The organism is Spirillospora sp. NPDC048819, from assembly GCF_040650055.1.
Lineage (GTDB): Bacteria > Actinomycetota > Actinomycetes > Streptosporangiales > Streptosporangiaceae > Spirillospora.
The window spans coordinates 25380-51173 of record NZ_JBEZGN010000004.1; the positions used below are offsets into that span (position 1 = coordinate 25380).

The 25794-nt window shown below is 69.6% G+C and carries 23 protein-coding genes and 2 pseudogenes; 10 read left to right on the forward strand and 15 right to left on the reverse strand.

Features of this window, described 5'->3' with window-relative positions:
- Positions 1 to 18 precede the first annotated feature (18 nt).
- The 5 genes from AB0C35_RS08010 to AB0C35_RS08030 are packed head-to-tail and all read left to right on the forward strand — an operon-like array spanning position 19 to position 5988.
- On the forward strand, positions 19 to 1185 hold the full coding sequence (locus AB0C35_RS08010) for an acyl-CoA dehydrogenase family protein (protein WP_358451896.1): 1167 nt from the start codon (positions 19 to 21) through the stop codon (positions 1183 to 1185).
- Positions 1182 to 3287: an acetate--CoA ligase family protein gene (locus AB0C35_RS08015; protein WP_358451898.1), complete on the forward strand. Its 2106-nt coding sequence runs from the start codon at positions 1182 to 1184 to the stop codon at positions 3285 to 3287. Before AB0C35_RS08010 ends, AB0C35_RS08015 begins: the two co-directional genes overlap by 4 nt.
- Positions 3284 to 3472: a hypothetical protein gene (locus AB0C35_RS08020; protein ID WP_358451900.1), complete on the forward strand. Its 189-nt coding sequence runs from the start codon at positions 3284 to 3286 to the stop codon at positions 3470 to 3472. The genes AB0C35_RS08015 and AB0C35_RS08020 overlap by 4 nt, the downstream gene beginning before the upstream one ends.
- The gene (locus AB0C35_RS08025; RefSeq protein WP_358451902.1) at positions 3469 to 4938 is read left to right on the forward strand and encodes an aldehyde dehydrogenase family protein; all 1470 of its coding nucleotides are present in this window, start codon (positions 3469 to 3471) and stop codon (positions 4936 to 4938) included. The genes AB0C35_RS08020 and AB0C35_RS08025 overlap by 4 nt, the downstream gene beginning before the upstream one ends.
- Before the next feature lie 6 nt (positions 4939 to 4944).
- Positions 4945 to 5988 (forward strand): DMT family transporter, encoded by a 1044-nt coding sequence (locus tag AB0C35_RS08030; protein WP_358451904.1) that lies wholly within the window; start codon positions 4945 to 4947, stop codon positions 5986 to 5988.
- 174 nt (positions 5989 to 6162) lie between these two features.
- On the opposite strand, the gene AB0C35_RS08035 is transcribed toward AB0C35_RS08030, so the two are convergent.
- From AB0C35_RS08035 to AB0C35_RS08070, 8 genes are all read right to left on the reverse strand, one after another.
- A complete protein-coding gene (locus AB0C35_RS08035) occupies positions 6163 to 6960 on the reverse strand; it encodes a tripartite tricarboxylate transporter permease (RefSeq protein ID WP_358451906.1) in 798 nt (265 codons plus the stop codon).
- Positions 6957 to 7499 carry a tripartite tricarboxylate transporter permease gene (locus AB0C35_RS08040; RefSeq protein ID WP_358451908.1) on the reverse strand — a complete coding sequence of 181 codons (543 nt, stop codon included), beginning with the start codon at positions 7497 to 7499 and terminating at the stop codon, positions 6957 to 6959. Before AB0C35_RS08040 ends, AB0C35_RS08035 begins: the two co-directional genes overlap by 4 nt.
- A 414-nt stretch (positions 7500 to 7913) precedes the next feature.
- A complete protein-coding gene (locus AB0C35_RS08045; protein WP_358451910.1) occupies positions 7914 to 8516 on the reverse strand; it encodes a hypothetical protein in 603 nt (200 codons plus the stop codon).
- A complete protein-coding gene (locus AB0C35_RS08050; protein ID WP_358451912.1) occupies positions 8513 to 9361 on the reverse strand; it encodes an AAC(3) family N-acetyltransferase in 849 nt (282 codons plus the stop codon). Before AB0C35_RS08050 ends, AB0C35_RS08045 begins: the two co-directional genes overlap by 4 nt.
- A 15-nt stretch (positions 9362 to 9376) precedes the next feature.
- Positions 9377 to 11533 (reverse strand): tetratricopeptide repeat protein, encoded by a 2157-nt coding sequence (locus AB0C35_RS08055; RefSeq protein WP_358451914.1) that lies wholly within the window; start codon positions 11531 to 11533, stop codon positions 9377 to 9379.
- A complete protein-coding gene (locus AB0C35_RS08060; protein WP_358451916.1) occupies positions 11530 to 12102 on the reverse strand; it encodes a sigma-70 family RNA polymerase sigma factor in 573 nt (190 codons plus the stop codon). Before AB0C35_RS08060 ends, AB0C35_RS08055 begins: the two co-directional genes overlap by 4 nt.
- A gap of 1 nt (position 12103) precedes the next feature.
- Positions 12104 to 12385, reverse strand: coding sequence for a hypothetical protein (locus AB0C35_RS08065; protein WP_358451918.1), 282 nt, complete (start codon positions 12383 to 12385; stop codon positions 12104 to 12106).
- Positions 12386 to 12499: 114 nt separating this feature from the next.
- Positions 12500 to 13447, reverse strand: coding sequence for a YafY family protein (locus AB0C35_RS08070; RefSeq protein WP_358451920.1), 948 nt, complete (start codon positions 13445 to 13447; stop codon positions 12500 to 12502).
- Positions 13448 to 13637: 190 nt separating this feature from the next.
- Here AB0C35_RS08070 and AB0C35_RS08075 point away from each other — a divergent pair, with 190 nt between their 5' ends.
- From AB0C35_RS08075 to AB0C35_RS08085, 3 genes and pseudogenes are all read left to right on the forward strand, one after another.
- Positions 13638 to 14063 (forward strand): VOC family protein, encoded by a 426-nt coding sequence (locus AB0C35_RS08075; protein WP_358451922.1) that lies wholly within the window; start codon positions 13638 to 13640, stop codon positions 14061 to 14063.
- Between the two features lie 105 nt (positions 14064 to 14168).
- Positions 14169 to 15477: pseudogene (locus AB0C35_RS08080) on the forward strand (ISL3 family transposase).
- A gap of 81 nt (positions 15478 to 15558) precedes the next feature.
- Positions 15559 to 15870, forward strand: a complete 312-nt coding sequence (locus tag AB0C35_RS08085; RefSeq protein WP_358451924.1) for a hypothetical protein — start codon at positions 15559 to 15561, stop codon at positions 15868 to 15870.
- A gap of 139 nt (positions 15871 to 16009) precedes the next feature.
- On the opposite strand, the gene AB0C35_RS08090 is transcribed toward AB0C35_RS08085, so the two are convergent.
- The 3 genes and pseudogenes from AB0C35_RS08090 to AB0C35_RS08100 all read right to left on the reverse strand — a co-directional run bounded on the left by AB0C35_RS08090 (position 16010) and on the right by AB0C35_RS08100 (position 19671).
- Positions 16010 to 17440: a HEAT repeat domain-containing protein gene (locus AB0C35_RS08090; protein ID WP_358452415.1), complete on the reverse strand. Its 1431-nt coding sequence runs from the start codon at positions 17438 to 17440 to the stop codon at positions 16010 to 16012.
- A 27-nt stretch (positions 17441 to 17467) separates the two neighbouring features.
- Positions 17468 to 17791: pseudogene (locus AB0C35_RS08095) on the reverse strand (ADP-ribosylation/crystallin J1); the annotation flags it as partial.
- Positions 17792 to 18087: 296 nt separating this feature from the next.
- A complete protein-coding gene (locus AB0C35_RS08100) occupies positions 18088 to 19671 on the reverse strand; it encodes a hypothetical protein (RefSeq protein WP_358451926.1) in 1584 nt (527 codons plus the stop codon).
- Positions 19672 to 20087: 416 nt separating this feature from the next.
- Between AB0C35_RS08100 and AB0C35_RS08105 the strand changes: the two genes are divergently transcribed.
- Positions 20088 to 20594 (forward strand): hypothetical protein, encoded by a 507-nt coding sequence (locus tag AB0C35_RS08105; RefSeq protein WP_358451928.1) that lies wholly within the window; start codon positions 20088 to 20090, stop codon positions 20592 to 20594.
- A 651-nt stretch (positions 20595 to 21245) separates the two neighbouring features.
- Here the strand turns inward: AB0C35_RS08105 and AB0C35_RS08110 are convergent.
- On the reverse strand, positions 21246 to 22871 hold the full coding sequence (locus tag AB0C35_RS08110; RefSeq protein ID WP_358451930.1) for an acyl-CoA dehydrogenase family protein: 1626 nt from the start codon (positions 22869 to 22871) through the stop codon (positions 21246 to 21248).
- Positions 22872 to 23055: 184 nt separating this feature from the next.
- Here AB0C35_RS08110 and AB0C35_RS08115 point away from each other — a divergent pair, with 184 nt between their 5' ends.
- Positions 23056 to 23760: a DUF1707 domain-containing protein gene (locus AB0C35_RS08115; RefSeq protein ID WP_358451932.1), complete on the forward strand. Its 705-nt coding sequence runs from the start codon at positions 23056 to 23058 to the stop codon at positions 23758 to 23760.
- Here AB0C35_RS08115 and AB0C35_RS08120 read toward each other — a convergent pair whose 3' ends face one another.
- The 3 genes from AB0C35_RS08120 to AB0C35_RS08130 are packed head-to-tail and all read right to left on the reverse strand — an operon-like array spanning position 23761 to position 25606.
- The gene (locus AB0C35_RS08120; RefSeq protein WP_358451934.1) at positions 23761 to 23982 is read right to left on the reverse strand and encodes a hypothetical protein; all 222 of its coding nucleotides are present in this window, start codon (positions 23980 to 23982) and stop codon (positions 23761 to 23763) included. It abuts the gene before it with no gap.
- A 41-nt stretch (positions 23983 to 24023) separates the two neighbouring features.
- Complete coding sequence (locus AB0C35_RS08125; RefSeq protein ID WP_358451936.1) at positions 24024 to 24887, reverse strand: sirohydrochlorin chelatase; 864 nt, start codon at positions 24885 to 24887, stop codon at positions 24024 to 24026.
- 8 nt (positions 24888 to 24895) lie between these two features.
- Complete coding sequence (locus AB0C35_RS08130; RefSeq protein ID WP_358451938.1) at positions 24896 to 25606, reverse strand: phosphoadenylyl-sulfate reductase; 711 nt, start codon at positions 25604 to 25606, stop codon at positions 24896 to 24898.
- Positions 25607 to 25794: the final 188 nt, after the last annotated feature.

The window sequence follows — 25794 nt, forward strand, 5'->3', positions numbered from 1 at the left end:
CGGATTGGGAGCCCAATCGTGTCCTACGACCTCACCGACGGGATCGAGCTGAGCGACGAACAACGCGAGTTCGTCGCCCTCGCCCGCGACTTCGCCCGGAACGAGATCCGCCCGCGCTCGCGCGCCATCGACGAGGCGGACACAGAGGCGCCCATGGACCTGTGGGCCAAGGCCGCCGAGATCGGCCTCGCCGCCTACATGCTGCCCACCGAGTACGGGGGCGGAGGCGTGACCGACCTCGTGACCCAGTGCCTCGTCCAGGAGGAGCTGTGCCACGGTGACATCGGCATCGCCAACTTCCTCACGTCGAGCTCGTTCTTCGCCGACCCGATTCTCTCCTTGGGCACCGACGAGCAGAAGAAGAAGTGGATCACCCCCCTCACGGGATCCACACCGCCGGTGACCAGCGTCGCCGTAACGGAGCCGGACGTGGGGTCAGACGCGGCCGGCCTGCAGACGCGCGCGGTCCGCGACGGAGACCACTACGTCCTCAACGGGCTGAAGACGTGGATCTCGAACGCCCCCCTGTCGCAGTACTTCGTCGTTTTCGCCACCTTCGACCCCGGCCTGCGCTCCCGCGGGGTGACCGCGTTCGTGGTCGAGCGCGACCGCGAGGGCGTCACCGTCGGCGCCCCCATGAAGAAGTACGGCCAACGGGGCACCCTCAATGCGGAGGTCTTCCTCGAGAACGTCCGTGTGCCGGTCGAGAACCGGCTCGGTGAGGAGGGCAAGGGCTTCTACGGGCTCATGCACACCTTCGACGCGTCCCGGATCCTCATCGGCGCGGCCGCGACGGGCCTGTCCCGGGCGATCCTCGAGGACGCGGTGCAGTACGCGCGGGAGCGCACCCAGTTCGGCAAGCCGATCATCGAGCACCAGGCCGTGGCCTTCCGGCTCGCCGACATGGCCGCGAAGACCGACATCTCCCACGTCGTCACCATGCGGGCCGCCCGTCTGCACGACGCGGGCAAGCCGGCCACCGCCGCCTCGGCGATCGCGAAGCTGACGGCGTCGGAGAACACGACGTGGGTGGCCAACGCGGGACTGATGACGCACGGCGGCTGGGGCTACTCGCGGGAGTTCCTCGTCGAGAAGTGGCTGCGGGACGCCAAGCTCGAGGAGATCGAGGAGGGCACCTCCGACATCCAGCGCCTCATCATCTCGCGGGCCGTGGCCGCGCGATGAGCGACTCCCTGTCGGTCTTCTCCGACCCGAAGTCGGTCGCCGTCGTCGGCGCCTCGCCCGATCCCGCCAAGTGGGGCTATTGGATCGCCCGCGGGGCCCTCCGCGGCGCCCACCGCCGGGACGTGCACCTCGTCAACGCGAAGGGCGCCGTCATCGACGGCGTCCAGTCGGCGCGCTCGCTCGCCGACCTGCCCTCCGTGCCCGAGCTCGTCGTCCTGACCGCCCCGGCGAGAACGATCCCCGCCGTCGTCGACGGGGCACTCGCCCTGGGGGTCAAGGGCTTCCTCGGGATCACCGCCCACATCGATCTCGCCAACGGCGAGCCCGGGCTGGAGGAGCGGCTCGCCGGCCGGATCCGCCGGGCCGGCGCCCGCATCGTCGGGCCGAACTGCCTCGGCTTGTATGACGCGGAATCCGAGCTCGAGCTCGCCTGGGGCTCCTTCGTCCCGGGCAGCATCGCGATCGTGTCGCAGTCCGGCCAGCTCGGTCTCGAACTGGCCGGGCTCGCGGCCCACGCGGGACTCGGCGTCTCCCGGTTCGTCTCGATCGGCAACCAGATCGACGTCACCGCGGCCGACCTGCTCGCCGACCTCCTCTCACACGACGCGACCCGGACCGTCGTCCTCTACCTTGAGAGCTTCAGCGCGGGCCGCGAACTCGTGGACGTCATGACCCGGCTCCGCGCTGCGGACAAGCGGGTCATCGTCCTCACGGTGGGCGCCAGCGACGCCAGCCGCGCCGCGGCCCGATCCCACACCGGGGCGCTCACGGCGTCGACGGACGTCGTCGCGGCGGCCTGCCGGGCCGCCGGCGCGGTCCTCGTCGAGACCCCGGCCCAGGCGATCGACCTCGCGCACATGCTGGCCGGCAGCCCCCTCCCGGCCGGCGGCCGCGTCGCGATCGTCAGCGACAGCGGTGGCCAGGGAGCCATCGCCGCGGACACGATGGCCCGCCACCGGCTCGCCGTTCCCCGGCTCTCGGACCCGACCCGGGCCGCCGTCTCCGCCCTGCTGCCCGAAGGCGCCGGGGCCGCCAACCCCATCGACCTGGCCGGAGCGGGGGAGCAGGACCTCGACACGTACGCGCGGATCGTCGACGCGCTCGTGCGCAGCGGCGAAGTCGACGCGGTCGTGCTGTCGGGCTATTTCGGCTGCTACGGCGCGGACACCCCGACGCTCGTGGAGCGGGAGCTCGAAGTCGCCGCGGGCCTGGCGTTGTCCGTCGCCGAGCACGGGTGTCCCGTGATCGTCCACAGCATGAGCCACGATTCCGAAGTGGTGCGGGAGCTGCGCGCCCGCGCCGTCCCCGCGCTCTTCACGATCGACGCGGTGGCCCGGTCCCTCGGGCTCGCGGTCGATCTCGTACGCTCTGCCCCGCCGGACACTCCGCAGCCCCCCGTCCCCGCCATACCGCTCAGCGAGGTCGGTGAGGCACTTCCCTACCTTGCGGGTCGCGACATCCTCGCCGGCGCGGGCCTCAACTACCCGCGCGCCGTCCCGGTCCGGACTCCCGAGGACGCCGGCGCCGCGGTGCGAGCCATGTCGGGTCCCTTCGTCCTGAAGGCCGGCTGGCTGGAGCACAAGACGGACGTCGGCGGCGTGGCGGTCGGCCTGTCCAGCCCGGAAGCCGTCGGCGCCGCCCTCTCCGACATGGTCGCCCGGCTGGGGGAGGGCGACTACGTCCTCGAGGAAATGGACGCCCGCGCGGACGCCGTCGAGCTCATCGTCGGCGCCCGGCGCGACAGCGCTTTCGGGCCCGTCGTCCTCGTCGGGATCGGCGGCGTGCAGGCCGAGCTCTACCGGGACGTCGCTCTCGCACTCGCGCCCGTCGGCGTGGGCGAGGCCCGCCGCCTCGTGGAGTCGCTCGTCGGCCTGCCCCTGCTCACTGGATTCCGTGGGCGCCAGGCCGTCGACCTCGATGCGGTCGCCGAGAGCATCGCGGCCGTGTCCCGTCTCATCGCAGAGGACGCCGGCGTCGTCGAGTGCGAGGTCAATCCGCTCCGAGCCGGCCCCGAGGGCGCGATCGCCGTCGACGCCCTCGTCCTGGCCGCCGCGCCGAACCCGCACAAGCCCACCGGCCCAGTGAAGGAAGTCGACCCGTGATCGAGAAGTCCCCGCTCGCCGAGTTCACCGACCGGGTCGCCGTCGTCACGGGAGGCGGCTCGGGCATCGGCCGTGCCATCGCCGTACGCTACGCCGCCGGGGGAGGGAACGTCGACGTGCTCTCGGTCGACGGCGGCCAGTGGCTCGGCAAGGCCGTCTACTCCGGCTCCTCGGGCCGGGCGTGAGCACCCGGCGGCAAGACGCCGGGGCGGTCGACGGTGACCGCCGCCCCGAGTGGGCCCGATCGGCGGTGTACGTCGACGGCCGGTGGCGTGAGACAGCGGGCGGCCGGATCCTGGAGGTCGAGAACCCGGCGACCGAAACCATGATCGGGGCCGCCGCGGACGCCGGCGCCGAGGACGCCGAGGCGGCGATCTCCGCGGCGGGGGCGGCCTTTCCCTCCTGGTCGGCCATGCCGTTGCCCGAACGGCTGGCCGTGCTCGAGCGGGTCCGCACCGGACTCGAACGCCGACGGGACCTGCTCCTGGAGACGATCGTCGCCGAGATCGGCGCACCCGTCCGCGTGGCCCGAGAAGCGCACGTCGACCCAGGTCTGGCCGTTCTGCGCGCCTATCTCGACGCCGCCGAGAGCCTGGCGTGGGAGGAGCGCGTCGGGAACTCCCTCGTCCTGCGCGAGGGCATCGGCGTCGCCGCCTGCATCACGCCGTGGAACTACCCCTTCTACCAAGTCCTCGCCAAGATCGGCGGCGCCCTCGTCGCCGGCGCCACCGTCGTGCTCAAACCGGCCGAGTTGACGCCGCTGTCCGCATACCTGATCACCGACGCGATCGACGAAGCGGGCGTCCCCGCAGGGGTCTTCAATCTCATCCCCGGTCCGGGACGGGTCGTCGGAGAGGCACTCGCCGGCCATCCGGCCGTCGACGCGATCTCCTTCACCGGCTCCACCCTGGTCGGCGCCCGCGTCGCGGCCCTCGCCGCAGCGAGCATCAAGCGCGTCAGCCTCGAACTCGGCGGCAAGTCCGCGAGCGTGATCCTCCCCGGAACCGATCTGGAGCCGGCCGTACACGCGTCCGTCGAAGCGGCCATGCTCAACTCCGGCCAGACCTGCACAGCATGGACTCGGCTCCTCGTGCCGCGCACAGACCTCGAAGCCGCAACGCAGCTTGCCGCAGCGCGTGCCGGTGCGCTCGTCGTGGGTGACCCGACCCAGCCCGAGACGGACCTCGGGCCCGTCGTGTCGCCGGCCCAGCGGCACACCGTCACGGGCTTCATCGAGCGAGCCGTGGCCGATGGCGCCCGGATCGTCACCGGCGGGACGGAGCGCCCCGCAGGCCTGACCCGCGGCCACTACGTGTGGCCGACCGTCGTCACCGACGTCGCGCCCGACGCGGAGATCGTCCAAGAGGAGGTGTTCGGACCCGTTCTGACCATCCAGCCTTACGACAGCATCGAGGAGGCGGTCGCACTCGCCAACGCCACGCCCTACGGACTGGCCGGCGCCGTATGGGGACCGGACCAGGAGGCGGCCCTGGCGATCGCTCGCCGCCTTCGCACCGGCCAGGTCGACGTCAACGGCGGCGCCTTCAACCCGGCCGCCCCCTTCGGCGGCTACGGACGTTCCGGGAACGGCCGCGAGCTGGGGCGCTGGGGCATCGAGGAGTTCCTGGAGACCAAGGCTCTGCAGCTGTGACCGCCCATGTCCGCCCGACGTGACCTCCGTCTGGCCCTGGCGGTCGGTGCGCTTGTGGCCGTCACCGCGGTGTGGGGCTCGACCTTCCCCGTTTCCAAGGACCTGCTCACCCGGCTGCCGGTCCCGGATTTCCTGGCGCTCCGGTTTCTCACGGCCGCGCTCGTCGTCGGGCTCGTGCGACCGGCGGCGCTCCTGCGCGCGGGATGGCGCGTGGTCGGCTTGGGTGTCGGTCTCGGGTTCATGTACTTCACCGGCCAGTACCTTCAGTTCGTCGGCCTGCAGCACACCGCCCCGACGGTGTCCGCCTTCGTCGTGTCCATGTATGTGGTGTTCACCCCTCTCCTGGTCTGCCTGTTCGCTCGCAAACTGCCGTCCCGCCCAACCGCCATCGCGACGGTCCTCGCAACCGCAGGCGTCGCAGTCATGTCTCTGCGAGGGTTCTCCGTCGGATGGGGCGAGATGCTCACGCTCTTCGCGGCCTCGCTGTACGCCGCCCACATTCTCGCCCTCGGACGCTGGTCACGAGCGCGGACCGCCTACGCGCTCGCCGTCGTCCAACTGGGGACCATGGGGCTCGCCTTCCTCGCCGTCGCATCCATCGACGGCGTCCAACTGCCGGAGGCCCGTGACGTCCCCGCCTTTCTCTATCTGGCGATCCTCGCCGGAGGCATCGCACTGCTCGGGCAGACCTGGGCCCAAGCCCACCTGCCGGCGCCGACGGCCTCGATCATCATGGTCCTCGAGCCGGTCTGGGCCGCCATCATCGGTGTATCCGTCTTCGGCGAACGACTCGATGCGCGGATCGTCCTCGGCGGGACGTTCATCCTCTTCGCGCTAATCGTCATTACCGATCCCGGCCGGGGCGCATATGTGGACAGCGGTCGGCGTCACAGGTGGCGAAGGCGGCCGACCGGTGCCGCAGCCGGGGCTTCCGTGGTCAGCGCCGACCTCGACCCCCAGGCCGTCGCGCCGAACACGGAGGATGGCCAGGAAGTAGCCGGGCCGCCGCCTCCCGACAAAGCCCAAGATGAACCCTGCGCGCCACGCTGAAATAAGGCCGTCCAGGAACTGCCTGGGCGTACCTGCCACAGCAGAAAGTAGCCCCCGGCTGCTTGGTCGGCCGCGGCGCGTCTCCACTGACCTGCCACTGGACGGTCGGCGGGAGCAGGACACCGGAGGCCTAGCAGTTTCAGGAACCGGCGTCCTGAGCCCCGTCGATCTGTCTTATGGATCGTCCGGCTGACCCGGCCTGGGGCGGACCGGCGCCCGCCGCAATGCCGAGCGCAGCAGCGGCCAGGTCACCAGCAGCAGGACGAGTCCGTAGACGGTCACCGAGAACGGAGTGTCCACGAGTCCGGACAGCGCACCGTCACTGATCTGCAAGGCGCGCCGGAGTTCCTGGTCGGCACGCGGGCCGAGGATCACGCCGATGATCGCGGGGACCATGGGAAGGCCGTAGCGGCGCATCATCAGGCCGAGGCCGCCGAGCGCGAGGAGGACGACGAGGTCGACGGCCGAGCCGTTGACCGCGTACGCGCCCAGGCCGGCGAAGCAGAGGATGCCCGCGTACAGGTACGGGCGGGGCAGCCGCAGCAGCCTCGCCCAGGCGGGGGCCAGCGGCAGATTGAGGGCCAGCAGCAGCGTGTTGCCGATGAAGAGACTGGCGATCAGGCCCCACACCAGCTCGGGCTCTCGCTGCAGCAGCAGCGGACCCGGCTGGATGCCGTACTGCTGCAGGGCGGCCAGCATGACCGCCGCCGTCGCCGTGGTGGGCAGCCCGAGCGCGAGCATCGGCATCAGCGTGCCCGCGGCCGAGGCGTTGTTGGCGGCCTCCGGTCCCGCGACGCCTTCGATGGCACCGTGGCCGAACTCCTCGGGCTTGCGGGAGAGCCTCTTCTCCGTGACGTAGGACAGGAACGTGGGGATCTCGGCGCCGCCGGCCGGGACGGCGCCGAACGGAAAGCCGATCGCGGTTCCACGCAGCCAGGGGCCGATGGAACGGCGCCAGTCGTCCCGGCTCATCCAGGGCCGGCCGACCGGCACCACGAGGCGAGGCCGCGGATCCGGGAGGCGCCGAGCACGGTGGCCGACGCGACGAAGGCCAGCACCATGATCGCGAAATGGTCCTGGGCCCCGATGTCCAACGCCACCTTGACGATCTGCGGGGCGGCGAAGGCCAGCAGCGCGGTGGCGATGGCGCCCGCCACGAACGAGCCGATCGCGGCGGTGGCCAGGGCCTGCGCGGCGCGTCCCGCTCGGGCCATCCGGTTGCCCTCGATCGCGGTGATCACCGAGGCGCTCTCGCCGGGGGTGTTGAGCAGGATGGACGTGGTGGAACCGCCGTACATGCCGCCGTAGTAGATGCCGGCGAACATGATGAACGCGCCCGTGGGGTCCAGGCTGTAGGTGAGGGGCAGCAGCGGGGCGACGGTCATCGCGGGTCCGATGCCGGGAAGCACCCCCACCGCGGTGCCGAGGGCCACGCCGATCAGGGCGTACAACAGGTTGACCGGCGTGGCGGCGGTGGCGAAGCCGCCGAGCAGGTCGCCGACGGCTCCCATTACGGCAGGATCCCTTCCAGGACGCCGGCCGGCAGGGCAAGCCCGAGCCCGCGGTCGAAGGCGTAGTAGGTGGACATGGACAGGCCCACGGCCAGCGCGGGGTCCCGCACCGGGTGCCGGCTGCCCAGCGCGTACGCGGACCTCGGGCCCTGGCCGAGGAAAGTGAGGCCGCAGCAACCACGATGAACGTGCTTCTGGGCTACGAGACAAGGTATGTCCCGACGCCTCGGTCGACAGGGTGGACTGCAGGGGTCGCGTACTGGTCAATGGGCACGTGTGGACGTGCCTGGACATCGCTGATCTTGCTACGGGTCAGAAGGCGCGTCCTCGCCCTGCTTCTCCGTAGGCCTGCTCGCAAGTATTGAGCTAACGTCGCGTGGACGCGGCGGAGATGAGCGGGCACGTCTGGCGGGATCAGGTGCGCCGGCGGGGCACCGTCGAGCAGGACGGGAAGCCTTGGCCCGTCTCATCTAGTGCGACGCCGACCCGTTCGAGATCGAACTGTACGAGCTGGCAGCCGACCCGCGAACGTTGCTCATCGACCGCGCCCAGCGACACCGCGCCGGCCAGCACGAGCGGCGCGTCCGGCGGTTGAAAGGCCGAGGTCGACGGGCCGGAGGGTGACGACAGCCCTGACGACAACGATGGCAGCCAACGCCCACCACGGGCGCACGTCGGGCGCCGTCTGACCTTGGTCGACGGGATGGCCGCAGAGTGCTGGCACTTCTGAAAGCGGAAGGTCGGCGGTTCGACCCCACCCCTGCCCACCTCCAAGCCTCTGACCAGCAAGAACATGGTCAGAGGCGCTTCGGTTTCCGGCCCCGGAGCGGCCTCAAGCGGATGCACGCCGCTCGAACGCCTTCCGCCTATCGCAAACCCGAAATCGAACATCTCACTCGTTGGCCAATGTTGTCGGAAAGCTGCGGCCGGCTCGCGCTCGCCGCCACCACAGGGCTGCAAGGCCGCGTCGGGGCAGGGGTATCTAGATCGCCCGGTTTTCGGATGTTCGGCGCTCATCTTTCGGGGGCACGGTCTGGTTCCTGGGCCTCCGGGCCTCCGGCGATTGCATCGCGACAGAGCACGCACTCGGTGTCCGGACAGCGGGTGATGTCCTGGTCAGCGGCGATCGCGGCGGTCGCGGCGGTGAGCACCTGCCGGGCGGGGAAGGCGCGCCAGCGGGAGGCGCCGACGATGGCGGTCCGGGCGAGCGGATTGAGGACCGGTTCCAGTCGCGGGAAGCCTTCGGAGCAGGAGCCGACCTCGACCATGCGGATCACGCCCTCCTCGTCGCGCGCCCACCTGCGGAACAGGCGGCGGCCTGACCGCTGCTCGGCAAGGTGCAGCGCCGTCATGCGGTTGAGGCCAACGCCGACGAGCAGGATCACGCCGCGGCGGCCGGCCAGTTCACGGATGGGCCCGTACACATCGTCAGGGCTTTGGGCGCCGATGAGCCGGGCCGCGTTTGGGCCGATGGCGGCGAAGGAATTGAGCGGATGCCTGCCGCGTACAGCACCGACACGCCCGATGAGCAATGCGGGAAGCGCGCCCAGTTGGGGGTTGATACGCCCGCAGTCGACGCTGTAGGCGGGCCCTGTCGGAATGTCGGGCCCAGGGGGTACGGCGGTGTAGTCGAGGCCGTTGCAGGCCGGCCGCATATCAGCGGGGGCGGGTACAGAGAAGTGGGGCTCGGTGAAGGTCGGTGCCATTACGGTGCCTCCACGCTTGAGCAGTGCGTCCAGCAGAGTGTCGGCACCGCCGTCGATCGCAGCTCCAAAGGACCGCAGCGATGCATGCACCATGACCGGATGATCCGCCAACTGCAGGGCGTCGATGGCGGAGATGAGGTGTTCGGCGCGGATCATGTGGACTCCACACGGTTAGGCGAGGTGGCTGGCGTGGGCGATTCGTCCCTGCCGGAGTTCGCTCAGCGTCCAGCGGGTGGTCTCGGTGTCAGGGTGGTCGCTGCCCAGCGTTCTGCTGCGGCGGTCCAGAACGTGCCGGTAGAGGGACTCCGCCTCGGTCCGGCGACCCTGGCACGCAATCGTCCAAGCTAGTTCGTGCTGGGTTAGCAGGACGTCGGGATGGTCGCTCTCAAGCACTTGTTGGCGCAGGTCGAGGAGGTGACGGTACATGGCCTCGGCCTTCTCCCAGTCGCCCCGCTTGGCAGTGATCCAGGCAAGCTCGTGCCGGGTCTGCAGGGTTTGACGGTGATCGTCGCCGAGGACGCGCTGCCGGTCCCGCAGTATGTCCCGGAAAGCGGAGAGAGCCGCATCGAGGCGGCCCTGCCGAGCGATCGCGCAGGCGAGCTCGTGGCGGGTGGTCAGGGTTGCCGGCGCGTCGGGACCCAGGTAGGTCAGCTTGTCGCGAAGCGCATCCCGGTAGCGCTGCTCAGCCTCCGCCCACCTGCCCAAGCAAGTGGCGATCCACGCGAACTCGTGGCGGCTCGCGAGGGTGTCAGGGTGAGAGTCGCCGAGGAGCCGCACCCGGACATCAAGGACGTCCCGGTAGATGGCCTCCGCCTGGGCCGGATCGCCCCCGTCAGCGACCGCCCAGGCGAGCTGGTGCCGAGCGCGTAGCACCGCTGGATGCTCCTTGCCCAGCGCGGCGCTGCGCGCCAGGGTGGTCCGGCACAGGGTGCTGGCGGCCGTCCCGGCACCGCTGCAGTTGAAGGCTTCGGCCGCATCGGCCGCGGCGTCCACAAGCAAGGCGAGATGCTCACGGTCCACGTGCTCGCCGGCGGTGGCCAGCAACTGGAGCAGGTGCTGGGCGAGCAGCCGGTACCGGGGCCAGTGATCCGGAAGGTCGAAGCGGAGCTTCCCCAGCGCGCCCACCAGAGACTCGACCGCGGTGTGCCAGACATCCGGCCCCTGGAGGTCGGCACGGTTGGCGGCGGCGACAACGGGGTGGAGCGTGACCGCGGCGAAGTCCCTCTGGATCAGGCCGACGTCTCTCAGCCCGACCACCGCCTCCTCCAGGCCAGTCATGGCGAGGAGGTGCGTCGGGATCGACGTGGGCGCATAGCAGCTGGCCAGCCGCAGCAGCTTCCGGGCGTGGGGGATGCCGTGGCGGGCCAGGCCGTCCAGGGAGATCTCCGCGGTGCGGGCCACCGTGGACCCCTCGACGTTGCCGAGGTTGTGGTCGTAGGCGGCGAAGCTGGGCTTCTGCTCGACCCCGGAGCGCAGATATGTCCCAGCCAGGTGGAGGGCGAGCGGGAGCCCGTCGAGGCGATGTGCCAGGGCTCGGGCCTCTCGCTCGCCTCCCGCCTCCGGCGCGAGATCGCGTAGGACCTGGGCAGCGTCGGCCATCCCCAGGTGGCCGACCGTGAAGAGTCGGGCCCCCTCCCACATGCGTGGATCGGTCTCTCGGCTGGTCACCACGACCAACCCGCGACGCGACGTGCGTACCCAGCCCAGCCTGTCCTGCACCCCGGCGGATGAGTCCACTACGGCAAGCACCCAGGGGTCATCAGCGCCGTCGAGGACAAGCAGCCACTCCCGGGGCGCGTTCTCCAGCAGGCGCCAGAACCGGTCCGGAGCGTCAACCGCCCCCTTGACGATCGAGTCCATATCGGCATGGGTCCCACCAAGCTCCCGAGCCACCCCTGCCAAGCCCATCGCGAATCCGGTCGGCTCGGCGGCGGAGACCCACCAGACGTGCCGGTCCCAGCCCTGCGCCTGCTCAGCCAGGGCCGCGGCCAGCGTGGACTTCCCCGCGCCCCCCTCCCCGACGAGCACTGCGGGGCCGTCCCCGGGCCGGCGCGCCAGTGTCACCAACTCCTCCAGCAGACCGTGGCGCCCTCGAAGCTCCTTCCGAGGGCCCCGCACCACGGCAGGGACGAAATCCCACGCCATCTCTTCCGCACTTCCGACGTCGCGGTTCTCCTCCAAGATGTCGACTTCCCGATCCACCCACGCCCTCAGGTCGTCCAGACCACGCCGGAGGTCGAAGGGCGGGAAGGCTCGGGTTCCGGCGGCGCGGGCGCGCAAGTAGACCTCGGCGAAAGTGAGCGAAATCCGCTCCTCCTTGTTGCTCACGGAGCAGGCTCCTGTTCTTCCTCGTCATCGATAAACGGAATCAGATGGCCGACTGCGCCTCTCAGCTGCTCGCGAGCCTTCAGCAGATGGCCGCGGACGGTGCTAGGTGCCACCCCTAAGTGCTCGGCGACACGCTCGGGGGACCACGACGCGCCCCAGACCAGCGACGCGACCCTCTGCCGTATCGGCGGCATTTGTTCGATCTCCTCCCAGCAACCCGCCAGGGCGATCACAAATTCAACGCGCTCGCCAGGGTCGTCGGACCGAGAGTGCGAGTGGGGGATGTCGGCGGCCAGGTCGATCACGTGCTGCTTCCTCCAAACGTCGACCGCCTTGTTGCGCAACACCCGGCGCAGCCACTTCCTGCGCTCGTCAGGGCCGTATTGGCCGACTTTCGACCACGCGCGAATCGCCTCGTGAAAGGTCGTCTGCACCAGATCCCACGACTCCGACGCCCGTGAGATCGAACAGGCGTACTTATGGAGGTCGCCCGCCTCCTGCCGGTAGAAGTCCTCTACCTCTTCGAGTTGCCTCTTGGTGAGGTTCGGCCGGGGCTCGTAGGACCCCACGTCATGTCCTTGAATGCCATCGGCGCTGATCGGAGCCGACACCCCAGACCACCCGGAAGGCGCGCCCTCTCGAGGTGTCCTGGTGAATCACGATCCGGCCGGCGGGGGCCGTGCGAGCCAAGGCGACCAGAGTACGCCGCAGTTGCCACTCGGCGAGCACGTCCATCGCGGACCAGGCCGTCAGCAAGCCCACCACCAGCACTGTCGACTGCCAGGTCACGGTGCCCACGGCCAGGGGGATCAACGCCGCCCATGTATCGGGCTTGGGGGAAGTCAGCAGCATCACAATTCACTGTCGCGTGACCGGCCCCCGACGTTTGGTCACTCCATGAATTCTCCGTGACCGGCGTCGGCAGATCAGCCGGTAGTCCCGGCCCAACCAGGGGTTGCGACGGCATCATGGGCGGGTTCGTTCGTGGATCCAGTCGAGATGTGCGCGGAGCGCAGGTGGGTCGTGGACGACGAAGTGGCAGTTCAGCGCGAGCAGGCGCAGCGCCAGCCATTCCAAGGTGTCGGACGCGCTGTGCCATCGGGTGTCCTCCCCATCCGGAGTGAGCTCGCCGTCGCCGAGGTGGTCACGAAGACGCTCATTGGCGACCCCGAGGGGTACGCGCAGCGTGACATCGGCTCGATACGTCGGCGCCATCGCTCGCTCGGCCTGCTGGAGATGCGTCAGTACATCCGGGTCCGGCAGGTCGTGACGCGCCGGCGCTCCGGTGGCATGCGGAGCGCTGATCCGATCGGCGCGGAAAGTGCGCCACCCGTCGCGATCGATGTCGAATGCCACCAGGTACCAGCGCTGACGGACGCTGACGAGCTGCTGCGGTTCGACGTGTCTGGCACCATGTTCGCCGTTGCGGCGCTCGTACGCCATGCGCACTCGCTCCCGGCTCGCGATCGCAGCGGCCAGGACGGTGAGGACGTCGGGGTCGACGGTGTTGCCGACTGGATAACTCCAGCTCATGACACTCCCGCCCAGCGCACGGACGCGGTGTCGCAGCCGAGCCGGGAGTGACTGGCCCAGCTTCGTGAGCGCGCGGATGCCCGCATCCTCGAGTTCCGGAAGGCCATGGACGGCGATCGTGCGCAGGCCGAGGGCGACCGCGACCCACTCGTCGTCCTCCAGCAGCAGCGGCGGCATCGACGCACCCGCGCCCAGGCGGTATCCACCGTGGACGCCGAGGTCTGCCTCGACGGGATAACCCATCTCCCGCAGACGGTCGATGTCGCGCCGGACCGTGCGGTGAGTGACATCCAGCCGCTCAGCGAGTTCGCTCCCCGACCATGTGCGCGGTGTCTGCAGCAGCGACAGCAGGGTGAGGAGGCGCGACGTGGGTCCGACCATGATTCGATCTTCCTGCCTATCTAGGACATGATCCGTCCTACTTTGCTTCTACCGTGGCCGACGACACCGCAAATAGCCCGAGAGGAACGAATCATGTCCGAGCCGCAAGAGGCCGTGCCTGCTGGCTACACCAACGTCGCCCTGGGTCGTCACCGACGACACCGGAGCCTTCCTCGACTTCGTCACCCAGGTGTTCGACGGCGAAGAACTCGCCCGCGTGAGGATCGAGGACGGATCGGTCGGCCACGGTGAGACCCGGGTCGGCGACACCGTCGTACTGGCCTTCGACCGCCGTCCCGAGTGGCCGATCATGCCGAGCTTGCTACGCGTGTTCGTGCCGAACGCCGACGAGACCTTCGCCAGGGCGGCCGCGGCCGGCGCCAAGGTGGTGACCGAGCTGGCAAACAGCGCCTTCGGTCAACGTGGGGGCCGCATCAAGGATCCGTTCGGCAACATCTGGTGGGTCGTCAGCAACGTCGAGGACGTGCCCGAGGACGTGATGTGGCAGCGTCTACAGGATCCGGTATACGCCGAGCAGATGCGCGTCGCACAAGAGACGCTCGACGCCGAGCTGAGCGGCCGAGCACGTGGACGCAGCAGCGCTCCGGTCCGCTGAACCGCCCTACCTGCCGACCGACAGGTCAGTCACGGCGGACGACGAACAACGACGGCGGGAGTCGCCCAGACATCGGGCCGGACGTCCAGGGCAGAAGACCTCGACGTGCCTCACGCTACCCCGGCTGCTGGGTTCGATAGCCCAGACTTGTCCACGTTCTGCCGCCCCGATGGCCTCGGCCTTGAAGTCGTCGGGCAGCGACTCGATCGCGACCGTGCCGTGCTGGCCTGTCGGGCCATCGAGCCCGACCAGTGGTGTCACCGATGTGGCTGCGAAGGCATGCCGCGTGACACCGTGGTCCGACGGCTGGCGTGCCACCGTTCTGGAAGTCACCGTCCGCCGCTACCGGTGCCCGGCTGCGCTCATGTGTGGCGCCAAGACACTAGCCGGGCGGCCGAGCCACGAGCGAAGCTGTCGCGCCGCGGCCTGCGATGGGCCTTGGAAGCCATCGTCGTCGAGCACCTGACCGTCGCCCGGGTCGCCGAAGGACTCGGGGTCGCCTGGAACACCGCCAACGACGCCATCCTGACCGACGGCAGGCGCGTCCTGATCGATGATCCTGGCCGGTCTAACAGCGTGGCCGTGATCGGAGTCGACGAGCTTGTCTGGCGACACACCAGGCGTGGCGACAAGTACGTCACCGTGATCATCGACCTGACTCCCATCCGCGACGGCACCGGACCGGCCAGACTGCCGGACATGGTCGAGGGCCGCTCCAAGCAAGCGTTCAAGACCTGGCTCGCCGAGCAGCAGGAGTCCTGGCGCGACGGAGTCGAGGTGGTCGCGATGGACGGCTTCACAGGCTTCAAGACCGCCGCCGCCGAGGAACTGCCCGGCGCCGTGGCGGTCATGGATCCCTTTCACGTCGCCCGCCTGGCCAGCGAAGCCCTCGACCAGTGCCGCCGCCGAGTCCAGCAGTCCATCCACGGTCGTCGTGGCCGCACCGGCGACCCGCTCTACTCGGCACGCTGGATGCTGCACACCGGCGGCGACCTGCTCACCGACAAGCAAGCACAACAACTTACCGACATGTTCGCAGTCGACATCCACGGCGATGCTCACGTCGAGGTCGAAGCGACTTGGGGCATCCACCAACGCGTCGTCGCGGCCTACCGCGAACCCGACCGGACCCGTGGCAAGAACCTGATGCAGCAGCTCATCCCCGCGATCAGCCACGGCGTCCGGCCGAGCTGACCGAGACCATCAGCCTCGGACGGACGCTGAAGAAGCGTGCCGCTGACGTGTTGGCATACTTCGACCGCCCCGGCACGTCCAACGGTCCCACCGAGGCCATCAACGGACGACTCGAACACCTCCGCGGCTCGGCCCTTGGGTTCCGCAACCTCACCAACTACATCGCCAGATCGCGCTCGAGACCGGCGGTTTCAGACCCCTACTACACCCTCGTCTGTGACGAACCCCTTTCACTGGTTCTCGGGGCGAGAGCTTCGGCCTGATCGTCGAGGACCTGCTGCGTCTGCCGGCGGACACCGGTGTGATCGCCGAGGGCTTCCGACTGCTGCCCCACCTGGTCAAGCCGCTGCTGACCGACCCCTCCCGCGCGGTCTGGCTGCTGCCGACGCCCGAGTTTCGCCGGGCGGTGTTCGAGGGCCGCGGCTGGGAGATTCCACGCAAGACGAGCAGCCCTGAACTGGCCCGGCGCAATCTGCTTGAGCGCGACCGGATGTTCACCGACCGCCTCTTCGAGGACACCAAGCATCTCGAACTGCCCGTCATCGAAATCGACACCACAATGAACCAGGATGAGTCGACCAGGCGAGTGACGCAGGCCTTCGGGCTGGGCTGATTTACACAGACCGCGAAGCCGCACCCTGTCCGCACCCTGTCCGCGGCATGTGAGGACGTCGGTAATCTCGCGGTGATCGCCCTCGGCGTCGTAATGGAGCGTGGCGGACCTGCACTGGGTGGCGATTGTCGTCGCCGCTCTACGAGGAGTGCTCTCGGTTGATGCCGAGAATCCAGCGCAGCTGGTGAGCGTGCTGGGCGCCGATCAGCGCCTCGGCTGTGTCGATGAGTTGACCGAGTCGCAGCGCCATTTCCCTGGTCGGCGTGCGGTAGGCGGTTGCGGCGCTGTGGCGTGACCAGTCGGTCAGGTCAGCGTGTGCTCGGTTGCTGAGTTCTCGGTCGCGGGCGGCCACGAGGTGGAGGTCGACGTGGACGCGGGTCCAGGTGTCCTTCATGCGCAGTTGGTCGTAGGCCCCTAGTCGAACATGCGGAAGTGAATCGGCGTCCAGCAAGGCCCACAGCTGCGCGGCCGGTACCGCGTAGGGCTCGTTGCGCAGTGCCTGCTTGACCGCCCGGACGACCACCGGGGCCGGATCGGCGAGCATGCCGGAAATCCGGAGGACGGATCCGCCCAGGCGGCGGACGGCTCGTACCGCTTCGGCCCGCACCCGGGGACTCGGGTGCTCCAGGAAAGGCAGAAGCACCTGCACATCCTGACGTGTGCCGCATTCACCGAGCCCGGCGACCAGCGCACGGGCCCGGCCCGGCGGCCGATCGCCGGCCAGGGCATCGCGGTAGATCGCGGCAGAACTGCGGTCGGCGCGGCGGACGGCCCACTGCGCGGTGGCGCGCATCATCGCCGACCGATCCGGCAGATGAGCCACACCCGCTTCAGGACGGCCGAGCCTCACCAGTGCGGTGAGCGCCTCGACCCCGACCTTCGCGCTTCCCTGTTCCAACAGCCGTTCCAGGACGTCGACACGCCGGTCTTGGACCGCATCGGACACCAGCCACTGCGCACACCGCAGCGCGCAGACCCCATCGTGTTCACCCAGGGCGGCGCGCATGACCTCCTCGTGCCGGGAACGGCCCGAGGACAGCCACGACCGGTACGCCAACCGCCGCACCCCGATGTCAGGGTGCCTGCGGGCCGACGCCAGCACCTCATCCGGGGCCGTGCACAGCGCCCCGGCGACGGCCTGCAGCGCATGTCCGCCGCGCGCCCACGATCCGATCGCCACCGCCACACTCGCCGCCGCCGACAACGCCGCAGGACCCGCCGACCGCAACGCGGCAGCCAACGTGGGGCGCGCACGCTCACGCACCTGCGGCACCCAGTCGGCGGTCCGCAGCACCAGAACGGGCAACAGCAACCCATCGGCGCACATCACCGGATCCGCGACCGCCGACTCCCGTCGGCGGCCGTCCGGGGAGCAGGCCGCCACCAGTTGGGACAGCCGCTCGTCGGCCGGCGGCCGGTCCATGGTCTGGACCGGCCTCCCGTCGTGCACCACGGCCGGGGTGCGCAGTGCCCGGTCGAGCCCGATCCAGGTCTTTGCGCCGGCGACCGCCAACATCGCCGCGACCTCATCCGAGCGTTGGTTACTAGTGACCGCTTCGATGACCCGCATCGCCAGCGGGCCGTAACCGGGAGCGTGGAACTCGCGGACAACGCGGATCGGACCGGCCAGATGAGCGTTGAACTCCTCCAGCTCCTCGGCCGGAACCCACAGCTCCAGGATCGTCCGCCCGCCCGCCTGCCGCACCGGATAACGGCGCGCGAAGTCCGCGTCGACCTCGAAACGCGTCACGAAACCGGCGCCCGACGCCGGCACGTTCCAGTCCCGCGCGATCTTCACCGCATATGCCTCGTTCAACACCGGATAGAAGATCGGCTGATCCGGCAGCCGGGACGGCCAGACCCGCCACCCCGACGCACACACCAACGACAACTCCGCCGGCCCGACCGGACGCCACAACATCACCGTGGCCCGCCCGCCGCCCCGCGCCTCGCTCCGTCCGTCGGTCACGAAAACCGAGTCTGACGATCCTGCCGAACTCCGACAACCGGATAACCGCTCCAACGCTGCCTCGAGCTGGCAGACCCCGGCCACCTCCCTGAAACGAACGCACAGCATCAGCGGCATGAGAGGACATCGTGAATCGATGAATGGGAAAAATCGAGAGAGGCGATTTACTGGCATCCGCCAGCCCATCGGGGTCACGAAGACTTGGATCCCGACTGAGCTCCTGTCTCGTCCTTTGCCGTAAGCCAGGCTCAACTCGGTAGGTGGATCATTGTTCGGTTGGCGTTCACAGAGTTGCGGATGTAGCCGGGCAACGAGTTCCACCAGCGGCATTCATCGCGGACAGCGAGTACCTGATCGCGATCTTCTGCCAACATGTGGAGCACCTCCCTACGGTCTGCTCGTCCGCATGCGGCCACCGAAGCGCGTAAGGCTGTGGTTGCCTGCGTGCCGAACGAGCGGGCACGGCAGAGTTCCAGCATCGTGTCGAGCACGCCCGGAGGCATGCGCGGAGCCGAGTTGGCCAGCGCCCAGCACGCTTGGACGCGTGTGTCGAGGTCGATGCGTTCTGCGCCGATGATGCCGAGAAGGGCCCAGCCGTCCCGTGTTCCCTCAGCGATCTTGCCGAGCAGCCGGATCACGGCCCGCAGAAGTATGGTCTCGTGCCGATCGGCTTCTTCGTACAACAGCCGGACGAGTGACAGCCGCAGCGCATCGCGGTACCCCGAGTTGACCAGCAGTGTTGTATACACCGACCGGGTGATGTCGTTCCGACCGATCAGGCTCTGTGTCAGAACATTCCCGAGCAGCGGATCCTCTCCTTGATCCCACTTTGTCTGCCAGACCAGGCCGATGTCTTGGATCTCGGCGGCCAGACGCAGGCAGGCGCCCTGGTACCGGCTGGTCTGCGCGTCCGGAGGAGCAGCGGGCTTGGCGAGGTAGACCAGTTCGGGGCCGGCCGCCCTGTCCAGCCCCAGGTACGGGGCCGGATCGAAGCGGCGCAAGAGCTGGATGGCTGCCCGGCGGACCTCCATCTCGACCTGCACGTCTTGGATCGTCGCCCGGCACTCTCGCTGCAGAGCGTCTAACTGATGCACGGAAGGATTCCAGGTCCCAGTGTCGACCAGTGCCGCCACAGTGGTGAACAATTCGCGCAGCAGCCATCGGTCGGGCGGATCGAAGAGCGCCCGCGCCACCCAACTGACAGGGGCCCGGCCAGGAGCACGCTGGTAGATCTTCAGAGGCTGGAAAGACGCCGGATTGCCCCGCTGGCTCATGGTGCCGATGGAAATCTCCCCGGTCAGCCCGGCCACGATCTCGGTCCGTCCGATCCGCAGCAACGCCTCGGCCCGCAAGTCCTGGTCGAGCCCCTGCGATGCGCAGATCTCCAGCATCAACCGATCCACCAGGGTGCCCCAGGTACGCCTGCCGAGTTTGCGCCCGGTGGCCAGTAGATGCCCAGACAGCAGGTCCCAGTCGGCGGCGGTTACCGCGTCGGCCCCCAAGACGGCATCGATGATGTCGGCTGCCCGCTGCTCGGCCTCGGCCGCCGACCGCAGCCAGTACGGGTCCTCGCTGCGGCCACGCGGGTCCCATGTTCGCAGCACCTTGTGCGCGGGCCCTGCAAGCCGTCCTTCGGGGAGGCCCAGGGCCCGTTCGTAGGAGGCCAGGTGATGCGGTTGCCAGGACGCGGTTCCGTGTTCCAGCCGCGAGATCATGGCCGGGCCGATGCCACGGGAGGCGCTCCGCGCAGTCGTGCGGGCGGCGAACGTGGCCGCGGTGGCCGATTCGGTGTCGGGCGCGTTGAAGCGATGTGTGCGGGCCAGCCAGCCCACTAGAACGTCAGCGCCGGTACGGGATGAGTCCGTCGGCTTGGCCGGCCGTCCGAGCCTTGAGCCCATGGTTGCCGCCCTACGCACGGCCGCGGGAACGCCGAGACCGGACATATTTACCATCTGCGCCACCGATTAAAGCATCGGCCTCGGCGGACCGGTACGTACCACACTCGACACATCACGCTCACGACGCAGCCACCGAGAAACGGTCGGCACTGCGACCAAGGAGGTGCGCTATGCCCGCCCCAGGACCCGATGCCACGACTCCACTCTGGAGTGTTACAGCGTCACGACCGGCGCCCTGGCACCCTATCTTCGGCGTCGACATTGCCGGATTCGGCTGTTCCGAGCGTGACGACGAGGCGCAGGTGGCCGTCAGGGGGCGGCTCTACCAGGTCCTACGAGAAGCCTGGGACATGGCGGGCCTGTGCTGGACTGAGGCGATCCGAGAAGATCGCGGTGACGGAGTACTACTCATCGCCTCCTCAAATGAGCCACCCGCCCTGCTCATCGATCCACTGCTCGAACTTATCCGAGCCCGCCTCCAACGCCACAACAAATTGGCCAGCGCAGCGGGGCGGATCCGACTAAGAGTCGCTCTGCACCTCGGCTCAGTCGTCTGCGATGACCACGGTGTCATCGGAACGGCGGTCAACCATATGTTCCGCCTGCTGGACGCTCCACAGCTACGCGAGGCACTGGACGAACCCAACGTTGACCTGGCCTTCATTGCCTCCCAGCAAATCTATGAAAGCGTCATCCGCACTCACGGGTCACTGACCCCCGACAACTACCTTCCGGTGGAATGCCAGGTGAAGGAGACCGTCGCGCCAGCCTGGATCACCATCCCTGTTCGCTACCGCCGTCCTCGGCTGACACGCCCACACGCCAGCATCACAAGTCTCGTTTCCCTCGAAGGGTGAAATTGCTGTCGACGGCCCCCAAGACCATCCTGTCAGCCGAGCGGTGGCCACAGCTCACAGCCCAGCATCCGCACATCGGCATGAGCGGATGTTTGCCGTGTTCGTCGAGCTGACCTGCTGGGTGCGGAGCCGCGGACACGTTCCGGGGCGAGAGCGCGGGAGGGGTTCGCTGGACCGGACGATATCTGCGAACGAGGGACCGTGGCTTGGTCGCAGACCATCCCGAGATAAGAGGCCTCACGGCTCGCCACATCTGTCGCCTCGCTGAAGGCTGCCGCACGAGTTCGTTCCCCGAAGCGAGTACCTGCCCAGGAGCGGGGACTATCCCGCACATGCGCCTATGAACTCGCCAAACGCGGCGACTTCCCATGCCGCGTCATCCGAATCGGCAGCACCTACCGAGTGCTGACAGAAGAACTCCGCAAGCTGCTCGGCGTGACATAGGCCGACCGGGAGCCGCACTCCCCGGGATGCCGACGATGAGACTCGGCATCCCGGGGACCGGTGCCTCACCTCAGTGCCTGGCATCCGAACCTGGCGTTGCGACGAGCTACTAACGGGCACGTTAGCGGATGATCTTGCTCGGATCGGTCTTGGACGGGCCGGTAGGCCGGCTCAGCAGGCTCCTGGGGCTTGAGCTTCAGTGCGGGCTCAGCCGGCCTTCGGGGTGGTGCGGTCGATGATCGGGGCTAGGTCCAAGCCCGGTGGGAGGGTGCCGAAGGCGGAGCCCCAGTCGCCGTTGAGGCGGGTGGCGCAGAAGGCGTCGGCGACCGCCGGGTGGCCGTGTCTGACCAGCAACGATGCTTGGAGAACGAGTGCCAGGCGCTCGGCTATGCGGCGGGCGCGGTACTCGATCGTCGCGGTGTCGGTGAAGCTTTCCTTGGCGTCCGCGATGGCCGCGTCCAGGCGCTTGTCGGCTCCTTGGGCTAGCTCGACCTCGCCGAAGAACGCGTCCAGCGTCTGCGGCTCGCGTAGGATCGCGCGGAGGAGATCGAGTGCCGCGACATTGCCGGAGCCCTCCCAGATCGAGTTCAGCGGCGACTCCCGGAAGAGGCGGGGCATGCCCGAGTCCTCCACGTAGCCGTTGCCGCCCAGGCATTCGAGGGCCTCGGCGGCGTGCGCGGGCCACCGCTTGGTGATCCAGTACTTGCTGACCGCGAGGCCGAGCCGCTTGAACGCCGACTCCGTCTCGTCCCCGCGGACCGAGCGGTCCGTGGCGCCCGCCAGCCGCAGCATCGTGATCGTGGCGGCCTCCGACTCGATCGCCAGGTCCGCCAGGACGTTGCGCATCAGCGGCTGGTCGATGAGGTACGCGCCGAACGCCTTGCGGTGCGCCGCGTGGTGGACGGCGGTCGTGACGCCCAGCCGCATCCCCGACGCCGCGCCGATCACGCAGTCCAGCCGGGTCATGTTGACCATCTCGATGATGGTGCGGACGCCGCGGCCCTCGTCCCCGACCCGCCAGGCGAGGGCGTTCTCGTACTCCACCTCCGAGGACGCGTTGGACCTGTTGCCGAGCTTGTCCTTGAGCCGCATCAGCCGCAGCGGGTTCAGCTCACCGTCCGGCAGGACGCGCGGGACCAGGAAGCACGTGAGGCCGTCGGGCGCCTGGGCCAGTGTCAGGAAGACGTCGCACATCGGGGCGCTGGTGAACCACTTGTGGCCGACGAGGCGGTACGTCCCGTCCGGCTGCGGGGCCGCCTGCGTGGTGTTGGCCCGCACGTCCGACCCGCCCTGCTTCTCCGTCATCGACATGCCGGCGATCAGCGCGTCCTTCGTGAGCGGGGCGCGCAGGCCGAAGTCGTACTCCCGCTTGGCCAGCAGCGGCTCGTACTGCGCCGCCAGCTCGGGGGACTGCCGCAGCGCCGGGACGGCGGCGTAGGTCATCGAGATCGGGCAGCCGTGACCCGCGTCCACCCGCCAGGTGTAGAACTTGGCGGCCCGCGCGACATGGGCGCCCGCACGCGGGTCGGTCCAGGCGGAACCGTGCAGCCCGTGCGTCACCGCGACGGTCATCAGCTCGTGCCACGCCGGGTGGAACTCGACCTCGTCGATCCGGTGCCCGTACCGGTCGTGGGTGCGCAGGACCGGCGGATTCTCGTTCGCGAGGCGCCCCCACTCCTGCGCCTGCCCGGTGCCCGCCAGCCTGCCGAGCTCGCGCACCTCGGCCTCGGCCCACCCGGCGCCCTCGCGCTCCAGCCCGTCCAGCAGGACCGCCTCGTCGGCCACGTCGTGCCCGGCGAGCGGGGGGACCTGATTGAACACCTCGTGCGTCACCGTGCCGCTCCCACGTGCTGCTCCACCAACGTTCACGTCATTGCCACGCAGGATACAGAACCCCGTTCGGGCAACCATTGATCCTGCCGTCAACGTGCCCGGGCGTCCATCCTCCTGAAGTGGTGGGGCGATCTCGTCCGCGCGGCGGATTGTCCCGCGGCCGCGGGGGCATACCTTCGAAATCATGAGTCAGTCCAGTCCGCAGCCTGAGCGGCCCTCCTCGTGCCGCCCGCGGGACCGGCGGCAGGACCTGCACCCCGACCGGCCCATCACCGACCCTCTCGAGCCGGGCCCCGACGCGATACGGGCGTCCGACGCCGAGCGGGAGGCCGTCGTCGAGCGGCTGCGGATCGCCTCCGTCGAGGGGCGGCTCACCTTCGAGGAACTGACCGAGCGCAGCGAGGCGGCCTACGCGGCCGTCACCCGCGGCGACCTGGAGCACATCACCGACGACCTGCCCGGCATGGGCGCCCCCGGCGCCAACCCCGCGCCGCGCCAGGTCAAGCGCAAGTTCAGCGCCGTGATGGGCGACTGCAAGGAGAGCATCGTCGGCCGCATCGACGGGCCGCTGGAGGCCGTGTCGGTGATGGGCGACGTCGTGCTCGACCTGCGCCGTGCGCAGGTCCCCACCGGCGAGATCCACATCTCCGCCACCGCCGTGATGGGCGACGTCAAGATCATCGTCCCGGACGGCGTCAGCGTCGAACTGTCCGGGCACGCCTTCCTCGGCGACCGCAAGATCGCCGTCCGCGAACCGCAGCCCGGCGCCCCGGTCCCCGTCGTCCACGTCACCGCCCACGCCGTGATGGGCGACGTCAAGATCGTCGACGACGAGCACCACGCCCCGCTCCGCCGCGCCATCGCCTCCTGGTGGCGCGACAAGAAGTAGCTACCGGCGGCGGGAGTCGTCGTGGCGTTCGGCCTCCTCGACGCCCTCGTCGTCGGACGGCAGCGTGTCGGGATGCTCGATCCGCACGCCGGGCGTGCCCGTGCCGCTGGTCTCCTCCCCGTCGGGGACCGTCCCTCCCCGGGCGTTGGCGCGCCGGTTGATCGGGGCGAAGTCGCGGTCGTGCGTCTCCTTTGGCTCGTGCCCGAGATCCTCACGCTCCATGACGGCCGCCATACCCGGAAGCCCGGACGTCGAACGCTCGATCAGACGGCGGTGGCCGTCCGGACGGCCGGCTCCAGGGCCTCGTCGTAGCGGCGGACGATCAGGTCGGCGACCTCTGGGGCCGCGCCGAGGACGGGGGAGACCGCGGCGGCGCCGGCGGCCAGCGCCGCCGTCCGGACCTTGTCGGCGAAGTACCCCGGGGCCAGGAAGTAGGACGCCACCGCCACCCGCGGGGCGCCCGCGTCCAGCAGCGCCGCCACCGCCTCGGCCGGCCCGGGACGGGCCGCCGACGCGTAGGCCGGGACCACGTCCCGCCAGCCGCGCCGCCGCCACCCGCGGGCGAGCCGCGCGATGGTGGCGTTGGCGGAGGCATGGCTGGAGCCCGCCGACACCAGCACGACCGCCGTGTCCGGGTCGCCGGGTTCCACGCCGGCGTCGGACAGGCGGCGTTCCAGCGCGTCCATCAGCAGCGGGTGCGGGCCGAGCGTCTCGGCCGTGCGCAGGCGCATCCGGGGATGCCGGGCGCGCACCCGGTTCAGGACGCCCGGGATGTCGGTCTTGCTGTGGTACGCGGCAGTGAGCAGCAGCGGCAACACGACCGCCCCGCTCGGCGCACCGTCCTCCAGCCCCCGCCCGCCGCCAGTCAATCGACGAGCTCCGCTCGGCCCACCGTCCTCCAGCCCCCGCCCGCCGCCATTCAATCGACGAGCTCCGCTCGGCGCCCCGGCTTGGGCGAGGCCGTCCAGGACGCGGTCGGGCGTCGGCGGCGCGTGGTCCAGGAACGAGGCGTGGACGGGGACGTCCGGGCGGCGGTCCCGCACGGCGTCGAGCAGCCCGGCGACGGTCGCGGCGGCGCGCGGGTCACGGCTCCCGTGCGCCACCGCGATCATCGGCACAGGCGCCATCGGCCTGCTCACAGGTGGATGCCGCATTCGGTCTTGCCCGATCCGGCCCAGCGGCCGCTGCGCGGGTCCTCGCCGGGCGCGACGGGGCGGGTGCACGGCGCGCAGCCGATCGAGGGATAGCCGTCGTAGTGCAGCGGGTTGACGAGCACCCCGTTGTCCTCGATGTAGTTGTCCATGTCCTCCTGGGACCAGTCCAGGATCGGGTTCACCTTGACCATGCCGCGCTTGCGGTCCCATTCGACGACGCGGCGGTCGCGGCGGCTCGCGGTCTCGTCCCGGCGGATGCCGCTGAACCAGGCCATGTAGCCCTCCAGCGCGCGGCCGAGCGGCTCCACCTTGCGCAGGTGGCAGCACAGGTCCGGGTTGCGGCCGAACAGCCGGGGGCCGAGCGCGGCCTCCTGCTCCTCGACCGTGCGGGACGGGGTGACGTTGATGACGTTCACCGGGTAGACGGCCTCGACTGCGTCCCGGGTGCCGATCGTCTCGGCGAAGTGGTAGCCGGTGTCGACGAACAGCACGTCGATGCCGGGCTTCACCTTCGACACCAGGTGGATCAGCGCCGCGTCCGACATGGACGAGGTGAGGCAGATGCGGTCGCCGAACGTGGCGGCGGCCCAGCGGATGACCTCCAGCGTGGGTGCGCCGTCCAGCGCGACGGCGGCGGATTCGACGATGTCTTCAAGGTCAAGGTTAGGTCTGTCGGTCTCCAGAAGAGTCACCGAGGGATCTCCTTGCTCGCGGTGTTGGGAGCGCCGACACCGAGGAACTTCAACGTGAACGACCGGACGCAGTCGGGGCAGAACCACGAACCGTGCGCTTCGCGCGGTTCAAGATTCTCTTCCCCGCAATAGGGACAATAGAACGGCGCCATCCGTTCGCCGCCGCCTCCGTGCGGGGGGCCGGCCCC